This is a genomic window from Chryseobacterium oryctis, from assembly GCF_025971925.1.
Classification (GTDB): Bacteria; Bacteroidota; Bacteroidia; order Flavobacteriales; family Weeksellaceae; genus Chryseobacterium; species Chryseobacterium oryctis.
Genome location: NZ_JAPDHV010000002.1, coordinates 702,785 through 713,392 on the forward strand (window position 1 = coordinate 702,785; position 10,608 = coordinate 713,392).

At 32.0% G+C, this 10,608-nt stretch carries 8 protein-coding genes and 1 pseudogene; all 9 read left to right on the forward strand.

Annotated features, from left to right (window positions below):
- Positions 1-2,487 (forward strand): annotated as a pseudogene (locus OH806_RS07040) (exopolysaccharide transport family protein).
- A gap of 214 nt (positions 2,488-2,701) precedes the next feature.
- Entirely contained in the window at positions 2,702-3,595 is an 894-nt protein-coding gene (porG, locus tag OH806_RS07045; protein WP_264742962.1) for a type IX secretion system protein PorG, read from the forward strand.
- A gap of 5 nt (positions 3,596-3,600) precedes the next feature.
- Positions 3,601-4,350, forward strand: coding sequence for an isoprenyl transferase (locus tag OH806_RS07050; RefSeq protein WP_264742963.1), 750 nt, complete (start codon positions 3,601-3,603; stop codon positions 4,348-4,350).
- A gap of 28 nt (positions 4,351-4,378) precedes the next feature.
- Positions 4,379-6,916: an outer membrane protein assembly factor BamA gene (gene bamA / locus OH806_RS07055; protein ID WP_264742964.1), complete on the forward strand. Its 2,538-nt coding sequence runs from the start codon at positions 4,379-4,381 to the stop codon at positions 6,914-6,916.
- Positions 6,917-6,926: 10 nt separating this feature from the next.
- Positions 6,927-7,481, forward strand: a complete 555-nt coding sequence (locus OH806_RS07060; RefSeq protein ID WP_264742965.1) for an OmpH/Skp family outer membrane protein — start codon at positions 6,927-6,929, stop codon at positions 7,479-7,481.
- A 67-nt stretch (positions 7,482-7,548) separates the two neighbouring features.
- A complete protein-coding gene (locus tag OH806_RS07065; protein ID WP_264742966.1) occupies positions 7,549-8,052 on the forward strand; it encodes an OmpH/Skp family outer membrane protein in 504 nt (167 codons plus the stop codon).
- Positions 8,053-8,122: 70 nt separating this feature from the next.
- Positions 8,123-8,608, forward strand: a complete 486-nt coding sequence (locus tag OH806_RS07070) for an acyl-CoA thioesterase (protein WP_264742967.1) — start codon at positions 8,123-8,125, stop codon at positions 8,606-8,608.
- Positions 8,608-9,468, forward strand: a complete 861-nt coding sequence (rfbD, locus tag OH806_RS07075) for a dTDP-4-dehydrorhamnose reductase (protein ID WP_264742968.1) — start codon at positions 8,608-8,610, stop codon at positions 9,466-9,468. The genes OH806_RS07070 and rfbD overlap by 1 nt, the downstream gene beginning before the upstream one ends.
- A gap of 8 nt (positions 9,469-9,476) precedes the next feature.
- Positions 9,477-10,163 carry a hypothetical protein gene (locus OH806_RS07080; RefSeq protein WP_264742969.1) on the forward strand — a complete coding sequence of 229 codons (687 nt, stop codon included), beginning with the start codon at positions 9,477-9,479 and terminating at the stop codon, positions 10,161-10,163.
- The last annotated feature ends 445 nt before the right edge of the window (positions 10,164-10,608 follow it).

The following is a 10,608-nucleotide window of genomic DNA, read 5'->3' on the forward strand; positions in this document are numbered from 1 at the left end:
ATGATTCCTGGGAAAGACAATACTGTAGAAAAGAACGAAGCAAAAGAAAAGAATGGTTCTTTTGCATTATTTGATATTGAACATTTTCTTAGACGCATATTAAGTAACTGGTATTGGTTTGCATTAATGTTACTTATTGGCTATGGAATATCATGGGTTTATAGTAAATATTACGCTCAAAATATTTATGCATCCAATTTATCATTAAGTGTATCTAGTAACACGGCAAGTTATTTTACTCCAAGTCAGTCTATAAACTTTATATGGGGGCAAAATGGTAATCAAGACGGGATATACTTGAAGAAAATGCTTTTGTCAAGATCTCATAATGAATTTTTGGTAAAAGAGCTAGATCTTTTTGTCAACTATTCTACAAAAGGAGCTATTAAATCTACATATTTAGATAAAGACGATTCACCTGTTTTTTTACAAATTGATAAAAAGCATCCTCAGCAAATAAATTATCCCATTACTTTAATTCCTAAAAGTGGAGATAGCTATGAGGTTGTTCTACCAGAAGAAGGACAGTCTACTAATTTATATAATTTTGAAAGTGAGGGTTTTCAGTCTATAAATTCATATAAGAGACCAGAAAATAAAGTAATTAGAGTAGGGGAATGGTATAATAGTCCGAATTTAAGGTTTAGATTGATTCAAAATCCGATTTCTCCTAAAATTAAATTTGATAATATAATAGTAACTTTGAGTTCTGTAAATCAAATGGTTAATGATATTGTTTCTACAATAGGTATTGAATTTGATAAAGAAATAGGAACTATTATGATTATTACCAAAAAAGGATATAATCTCAACAGTACAGTGAATTTCTTAAATAAATCAGTAAGTGAATTACAAAAGAAGAGACTTGTTGATAAGAATACAGTGGATAAGAATACTGCAAACTATTTACAAGGGAATTTAGATGCAATAAGAAAAAAATTAGATTCAAGCGCTGCAGAGCTTAATTATTTAAAAACTACTGAGAAGCTTTATGATATTAAAGATAGAGATGAAAAGTCTTTGACTAAAATTAAGGATCTTGAAGCCAAAAAAGCAGATTTAGAAAGTAAACTGAGCTCATTAAATGAGATCAGAAGAAATATGGAAACCCAAAATTTTGATAATATGATCAGCACAAATGCTGCAGGTTTTCAAGATGGTGCTTTTACGGCAACAGTTGCAGAATTAAAGGCTTTGTATCTTAAAAGAAGAGAAATGGCTACTATTTATACTCCAAATTCAGAACCGATGAGGGAGATTAATAGATTGATTAATGAAGCTAAAGTAGTGTCTTCTGGTGCTTTGAGGAACTATTATACAAGATATTATACTGAAATTAATAGAATTAATACGGAGGTTTCTAATGCAAACTCAGATTTAGCTTCTTATCCTGAAAAGCAATGAAAATATCTTGATGCAGAGAGAGGATATAATATGATTGAAGCAACTTACAATAGTTTGTTGGGTAGACAAAACGAAACCCAAATGAGAATGGCAACCAGCCAATCCGATATTACTGTTATTGACCCGGCAAAAAATCTTGGTCAGGCTCCAATTGGCCCGAATGTAAAAGGTACAAAGCTTAGTATTATTGCAGGATTACTGTGCTTACCACTATTATTTATTTTAATTGGTGAATTGCTAGATAATAAGATTCGTAATATTAAAGAACTTCTTAGTGCTACTAAGATTCCATTACTTGGTGTTATTGGTAATAATAGCAATGAAAATATGCTTACAGTTCTGGAACAACCTAAATCTTCTGTTTCAGAAGCCTTCAGAGGGGTTCGTGCGAATGTAAGGTTTTTGTCAGGTGAAAACGGGAAAAGTAAGACTATATTGGTTACATCTTCAATTGGAGGAGAAGGTAAGACTTATGTTTCTATTAACCTTGCTTCGGTTCTTGGTCTAAGTGATAAGAGAACAATCCTTCTTGGGATGGATTTAAGAAAGCCTAAAATTTTTGGTGATTTTAAAATTGATAACAAATATGGTATCTCTAATTATCTGACAGGGGAGGTATCATTGGAGCAAATCATTAATAAAACTAATATTCCGAATTTGGATGTAGCAACTTCAGGACCTATTCCGCCAAACCCTTCGGAGTTATTAATGAGTCAGCGAAACGTTAAGTTCCTTGAAGAGCTTAAAGACAAATACGATTTTATTATTATTGATTCCCCTCCTGTAGGATTGGTTGCGGATTCTTATGAATTGATGAAATATTCTGATGCTAATATTTATGTTGTACGTCACGAATATACAGAGAAATATATGCTGAAAATGATTACTGAAAAGTATCATAAAGGTGAAATTGAACATTTAGGACTTGTTTATAATGATTATAATACAAAACAAGGTTATGGATATGGCTACGGATATGGGTATGGCTACGGATATGGCTATTTTGATGAAGATAAAAACTATAAAGAACCTTTGTTAATAAGAATTAGAAATAAAGCACGTTCAATATTAAGTAAAAAATAATATAGATAAACCCTCATCAAATGGGGGTTTGCTTATATATTACTCCCTTTGCTTCTATTAAAAAAAGAATATTTTTACCAGTTTGTCGTTTACTTTATAACAAATTATGTTTTTTTGTTTATTTTTAACTAAACATTAAGATTATCATTAATATAAAAATGTTTTATATTTGCAAAAATTAAATTTTAAAATAACCATAAATCCGTATTCTTTTATGAATAAAAAATTATTGTTTAGCTTCCTTGCCGCCTTAGGTACTGTGGTAAGTGTTAAAGCCCAAAGAAACGAATTGGGAATTCGTCTAGGTATGAGTAACCTGGTGGGTGATATAGGAAGAACGAATTATATTTTACAAAAACCATTGGATTTAGGAAGGGCATCGGATTGGGGAGTTCCATTTTATGGAGGGTTATTATATAGATTTAATTTTAATCCTTACCAAACTGTAAGATTAGACTTAGGCTATAACCAGATTCAGTTTAATGATAAAGTAGCTAAAGAAGAATATAGAAAGAATAGAAATTCATTCGGTAAGAATGATGTTTATGAAGCAAGTTTAACATTTGAATACAACTTCTTTCCTGTAAATAATGAGCAGGTAAGTATGGTGAGTCCTTATATATTTGCCGGTGTCGGAACTTTGATGTATGATGCACCTAAAGCAAATGTGATGCATGACTTTAGAAGAGATAAAGATGGGGTGGCTCAAGCTCCGATTAATGAGTTGGATTTTGTTACGACTACTGAGTATACTACAGGGAAAAAAACAACATTCAATATTCCTTTCGGGTTGGGGTTAAAATATAAATTCAACCACGGTTGGGCAATATTTGCAGAGGCTACATTTAGATATACATTTACAGATCAGTTAGATTATAGTAAGATTCTTACTAAAGATGTAAAGTCTAGTTATAATGGAGATATTTTAAGTCCTGCTTCAGGAGGTTCTTTACTTGAAACAGGTGCTTATTATGTTGTGTCTAAAGAAAGAGAAGCTGAAATTATTGGTAAAAGAAACATTGGAGACGGAAACTCCAGAGATTGGATAAATACCTTTAGCCTAGGGTTGACTTATTCTTTCGGAAGACCACCATGTTATTGTGATTAATTAATATGTCGTTGATAAAAGATAAAATAAATTCTGAGAATTTACCAAAACACGTAGCCATTATTATGGATGGTAATGGAAGATGGGCAAAATCTCGTGGCGAAGAAAGAACCTTTGGTCACAAAAATGCTATTAGTGCTGTAAGAAATGCTATTAATGCATGTAATGAGATTAATATTCCGTATTTAACGCTTTATACATTCTCATCAGAAAATTGGAATCGTCCTACCGAGGAAGTAAATACGCTGATGAATTTGTTGGTGGAAACGCTTTTATTGGAAGCCGATGAGATTTTCAGTAAAGGGTTGAGAATGCATGTAATAGGTAACTTAGAAAAACTTCCGCCATTAGTGAAAGAGCAATTGCTTCGTGTGGTGGAACTTACAAAAGAAAATACAAAAGGTAATTTGGTGTTAGCTATAAGCTATGGCTCTCAAAATGAGATACTGAATGCCGTAAAAAATATAAGTTCTGATGTGAAAGACGGTAAGGTAGATGTTGAGAATATAGATGAAAAATTATTCGAAAATTATCTTTATACAAAAGACTTTCCTCCTGTTGACCTACTTATTAGAACAAGTGGTGAAATTAGAATAAGCAATTTCCTACTTTGGCAGATCGCATATGCCGAATTACAGTTTTTAGATGTTCTATGGCCAGATTTTTCTAAAGATATTTTCTTTCAATGTATTGTAGATTATCAAAACAAAGAAAGAAGATATGGTAAGATTAGTGAGCAAATAAAAATCCAATAATTTTTAAGAAAAGAAAGACTACGATAAAATGAAGTTTAGACTATTACCCATCGTTATGTTTGTTGCTTCTGCACATTTTTATGGACAGGTAACTCCACAAGACAGCACTAAAGTAAATAATGCTGTGCATGCAGAAAGCCAAGCAGGAACTTATGTGCTTAAAGACATCGTTGTAGATGGGGTGAAAAAATATACACCAGCTCAAATTCTTAGATTTACAGGGCTTACTAAAGGAGAGAGTGTAGATATTCCTGGGCAGAGAATCAGCAATGCTGTAAAAAAACTTTGGGATACTCAATCTTTTTCTGAAGTAGAAGTTTATGTACAAAGTATTGAAGGAGAGACTGTCATTTTAAGATTCTACCTTCAGGATTTGAAAGAACTTGGAGAAGTGAAATTTACCGGAAAAGGAATTGGTAAATCTAAAAATGAAAAACTTGCAAAAGATAATAATTTAAAGCCTGGAACTAAAATTACACAGAATTTAGTTTCAAGTCTTAAAACAAATATCCCTAAAGACTACGTAAAGAAAGGTTTTGCTGATGCTAAGATTACAATTCAGGATAAAGTAAATGCTAATGATCCTGCCCTTGTAGATTGGACGATTGAAGTACAAAAAGGGAAAAGAGTAAAGATTGATCATATTGAGTTTGAAGGTAACACAAGTGTTACTGATAGAAAACTTAGAAATAAAGCTTTCAAAGAAACAAAACAAAAGAGATTTGGTATTGGAGGAATCTTGAAATCTTCAAAATTCATTGAAGAAAAATATCAGGAAGACAAACACAATCTTATCAATTACTATAATTCATTGGGTTATAGAGATGCTGCTATTGTTTCTGATTCTGTTTGGAGAAATAAAAGAAACAACTACGAAATCAATGTAAAACTTAACGAAGGTAAAAAGTATTATATTGGTGATGTTACATTTACTGGGAATACGGTTTACTCTACGGAATATTTACAAAGACTTTTAGGTTACAAAAAAGGGGACATTTATGATGCTGTAGGTTTCAACAAAAAGGTAGGAGAAGACGGAGGTAAGGAAGATGACTCTGATATCAAATCAGTTTACATGAACAACGGTTATCTTTTCTCTAATGTTACTCCTGTTGAAAAATCGGTAAATGGAGATGCTGTAAACTTAGAAATTCGTGTCAATGAAGGAGAAAAAGCAACTTGGAATAAAGTAACTTGGCAGGGGAATACAACCACTCATGACCATGTTATTCTTAGAGCTTTAAGAACAAAACCAGGAAATCTTTTTGCTAAAAGCGATATCAAAAGAACGTATTTTGATTTAGCGGGAATGTCATTCTTTGATCCTCAACAAATAGGTCAGGATATCCAGCCGAATCAACAAGATAATACAGTAGATATTAATTGGAAATTGGTAGAAAAAGGTTCTTCACAGGTACAATTACAGGCTGGCTACGGAGGTAATAGCTTTATTGGAACCCTTGGATTAACATTTAATAACTTCTCACTAAGAAATTTCCTTAGATTTAAAGACTTTAGACCTGTACCTCAAGGTGACGGACAAACATTAGCTATTCAAGCTCAGGCGGGACAATATTTCCAAAATTATAGTATATCTTTTACAGAACCATGGTTATTTGGAACAAGGCCTACTGCACTTTCTGTAAGTTTAAACAATTCAAGAGTTAAATATTCTGATATTAGTGGAAATGCTCAGAAATTAAATATATTCTCAGCTTCAGTTGGGCTTAATAGATTATTGAAGTGGCCAGATGATTATTTCTCATTATATACAGGAGTTCAATATCAAAAGTATGACTTCAATAATTATCCTTTTGAATTTGGTGATACAACAGAATATTACGGAACGGCGAATAACTTCAGTATCAACTTAGGATTAAGCAGAAACTCTGCGGGTATAGACCCGATTTTCCCGACTGTAGGCTCTAATATTGAACTTTCGGCTAAATTAACGCCACCATATTCATTGTTTGGAAATAAAGATTATTCTACAATGAAACCTACGGACAAATATAAGTGGATGGAATTCTATAAAATCAAGTTTAAAGCCGATGTTTATAATGAAATTATCGGAAAACTTGTTTTAAGATCTTCTGCTGAAATGGGATTTATGGATGGGTATAACAAACAATTAGGAGCACCACCTTTTGAAAGATTCTATGTAGGAGGAACAGGATTGTTTGGTGGTAGATTTGATGGGAGAGAACTTATCCCGTTAAGAGGTTATGAGAATGCTTCTACTTATGGAGGTACTACTGAAGATATTACTCAAAAAGGAGGAGGAACTATCTATAACAGATTTACATTAGAACTTAGATATCCAATTTCATTAAATCAAACAGCTAAAATTTATGCTTTAACTTTTGCTGAAGGTGGTAATGTTTGGAATTCTTGGGGTAATTATAATCCTTTCCAGCTTAAAAGATCTGTTGGTGTAGGGGTAAGAGTATACATGGGAGCATTCGGATTAATAGGATTTGATTTTGCTTACGGATTTGATAAAACAGTTCTTGGAACTGAGCCTTCTGGTTGGAAGACACATTTCTTGATGAATCAATCATTATAATTCATTTAATATGAAGAATTTTAAAATAGTTATCACATTTGTATTATTTTTGCTGTTCGGTTTCAGCAATGCCCAGAAAATTGGGGTTGTAGATACTGAAGCGATATTAGATAAACTGCCTCAATATAAAGAAGCAGAAGCAAGATTAAATTCGCAGATTGATACTTGGCAGTCAGATCTTCAAAATCTACAATCTGAATATGAAAAGAAAAGATCCGCTTTTGAAAATGAAAAAGTATTATTAGTTGGAGAACAACTGAAGCTTAGAGAAAAAGAGGTAATGGACTTGGAGAAAAACATTAAAACTACTACCAGTCTACGTTTCGGAGCAAATGGAGAGATTACAAAATTAAGAACAAACCTAGTTACGCCTTTCCAGGATCAGATTTGGGAAGCAATAAAGACAATGTCTGAGAAAAACGGATTAGGCATAGTTCTTGATAAAGCCAATAATGTTAATGTTATTTTCCTTCAATCTAGATATGATTATACAGACAAGGTTTTAGATATCTTGCTAAAAGGAAATACTAAAAACGAGAAAACTAGTGCCAAAGGTAAAAAGTAATTATTTAGAATTAACTTTTATCTTTATTTAAAATCTAAAAACAAATTAAATTATTTATTTACTAATTATGAAAAAATTAAGTGTATTATTTGCAGCAGTAATGATGGTAGTATCAGTAGGTATGGCAAAAGCTCAAAAAATTGCTACTTTAGATGTTGCAGCTGTACTTAACGGTATGCCAGAAAAGAAAAAAGCAGACGCAGATTTGAAAACTTTCTTAGATACTAAGCAAGCTGAAATTAAAAAGAAAACAGATGCTGCTCAAACTAAATTCCAACAATATCAAGCTGAAGCTCCAAAGAAAACAGCTGATGAGAACACAGCAAGAGAAGCAGAAATGAAAAAATTGGGTGAAGAAATTCAACAAATGAACGATAAAGCTCAAAAAGATTTCATTGCTAAGCAAGATGCAGCTTACGAACCAATCGAGAAAAAGCTAAATGATGCTGTAATGAAAGTTGCTAAAGCAAACGGATATGATTATATCATGGATGCTAATTCTTCTGCATTAGTTTTCAAAGGAGGTCCGGATGCTACACCAGCTGTGAAAAAAGAATTAGGTGTTCAATAATTTTTAGAAATTAACAAACATTTATAAAATCTACCATCTCTTTTAGAGGTGGTTTTTTTATTTTTGCCAAATGGAAAAAGAAGTGTCAACGACGGTTAAAGTTCGTTTTAGTGATTGTGATCCAATTGGTCATTTAAATAATGTTAAATATTTGGATTATATGTTTGATGCCAGAGAAGATCATGTGGAAACTTTTTATGGCTTTACTTATGAAGAATATACAAAACAAACTGGCTGCACATGGATTGCAATTCAAAATGAAATTGCATACTTAAGAGAAGTAAGATACAATACCAAAGTTGTCATTAGCAGTAAAACAATCGATATACAGGATAGAACTTCCAAAGTTGAGATTTTAATGAAAAGTTTAGATGAAAAAACTGTTCATGCTGTTTTGTGGGTTACGGTTATTTATTTTAATATGAAAACCAGAAAATCCGAAATTCACCCTGAAGATATAAAAGAAACATTCTATAAGTTTTATGTTGATTTGGAACAAAAGGATTTTCAGTCAAGAGTAAAATTTTTAAGATCTAATAACGCAAAAAATTCATAATGAAAAAAATATTAGTAATAGGAAGTAATGGGCAATTGGGAAATTGTATTAGAAAAATAGCTCCTAATTTTGAATTAGACTATGAGTTCATTTTTACAGATTCCCAGACTTTAGATATTACAAGCGAAGATCAGATTAGTAGTTTCTTTTATGACAATAAACCTGATTTTTGTATTAATGCATCAGCTTATACGGCTGTAGACTTGGCAGAAAAAGAAGCAGAAAAAGCTTTTGCTGTAAATGCTGATGGAGTTGCCAATCTTGCTCAAGCATGTTTTGATTACAAAACAGTTCTTATTCATGTTTCTACAGATTATGTATTTGACGGAGAAACAGAAATTTCATACTCAGAGGATAATTTTACGAATCCAATTGGCGTTTATGGAGCATCAAAACGAAAAGGAGAAGAACTTGCTTTAGAAATTAATCCGAATACAATTATTTTAAGAACTTCTTGGTTGTATTCTGAGTTCAACAAGAATTTTGTGAAAACAATGTTGAATTTGTTCTCCCAAAAAGAAGAGCTGGGAATTGTTGCGGATCAATATGGTCAGCCAACTAATGCAAATGACCTCGCAGAAGCTATAATGGCTATCATAGAATCTGATAGCAAAACATTTGGTATTTTTCATTTTTCAAACTATCCGGAAACAACATGGTTTGAGTTTGCAAAAAAGATAGCTGAGTTTTCAAAATCTTCGGTTAAATTGAATGCTTTAACAACAGAGCAGTATCCAACTCCGGCAAAAAGACCCAAAAGAAGTACAATGTGTTTAGATAAAATAGAGGAAACTTACAAAATAGAACCTAAACATTGGGAAAACAGCTTGGAAGAATGCATAAATATCCTGTCTCAATAAAATTTGATATGAAGAATTTAATTATTGTAGCTTTTGCTCTTGGTTTTCAACTTTTCAGTGCTCAAAATGTGTATATGACGAGAGTGGAAAAGACAAATGACAATGCTGATAAATTTTTGTATAAAATAGATAATGAAGCCAAAGATGCAGAGTATCTTGGAGAAGTAGAAGTTCAGGGATTTTCCAAAAATGATGCTGATGTTTTTTCTTTGATATATAAAAAAGCAAAAGAAATAGGAGCAAACTCTTTTTCTTGGAAACCCTTTGAAAATATTGACGGTTCTCCAGCTGACTTCAATCCTTCAAATTATAAAATTAATTTATATTATTTACCAAAAGAAAAATTGACCGAGCAAACTGGAAACCTATACTTATTTGCCTCTTCAGATAAAGAACAAAGAATCAGTATTAATAGAAAAGATTATGTTTTATCTCCAAGAACATATTTATTGCTAAAAACAGTTTCTGGAGAAGTTTACACAATCTCTACAAAAAAACTTCTTGGTTCAACTATCAAATTACAACCAAAGGCAGGAGAGCAAAATCTGTATTTTCAAATTTCTTCTACCAAAATAAAATCTGATGATACAGGAGTAGGAGGATTAAACTTAAAAAGTGGAGACATTATTGGCTTGGAAAAATCTTACGCAGAATTTTTAAGTACAATTTATAATAAACAAAAGCAGGGTAATTAAACTCTGCTTTTTTATTAATTAATGATAGGGTATTATTTTTTCTAGGAGCCATTTCCCGCTCTTCGCTTCTACTCCTCACTCCAGGGCTTATTCCCTGCAAGTTGCGGGGTAACCGCTTCTATCGGGGCTATGGTCTTGGTCATTCTATATAAATCTTTACTTTTATATTGATTTTATCAGCGTATAAAAGGGATAAGATATCCTTTTTGGCAGTATTAAAAACATTTTCCTCATTGTGGATAACTATTATGTGTGTTTTAAAATTAAGTATATTAGTTAGTTATGCATAATATTCCCCACAATCTTCATTTTTACGACAATCAGATTTGTTTTGTAATGATAAAAGGCAGTATCTTTGCCGCACTGAAAACGAGAAGTGATTAGGTAAGCGCAGAAGGGCTTTTAGGTAAGCATAACACATCAATAGAGGATAAGAAGCTCAAAA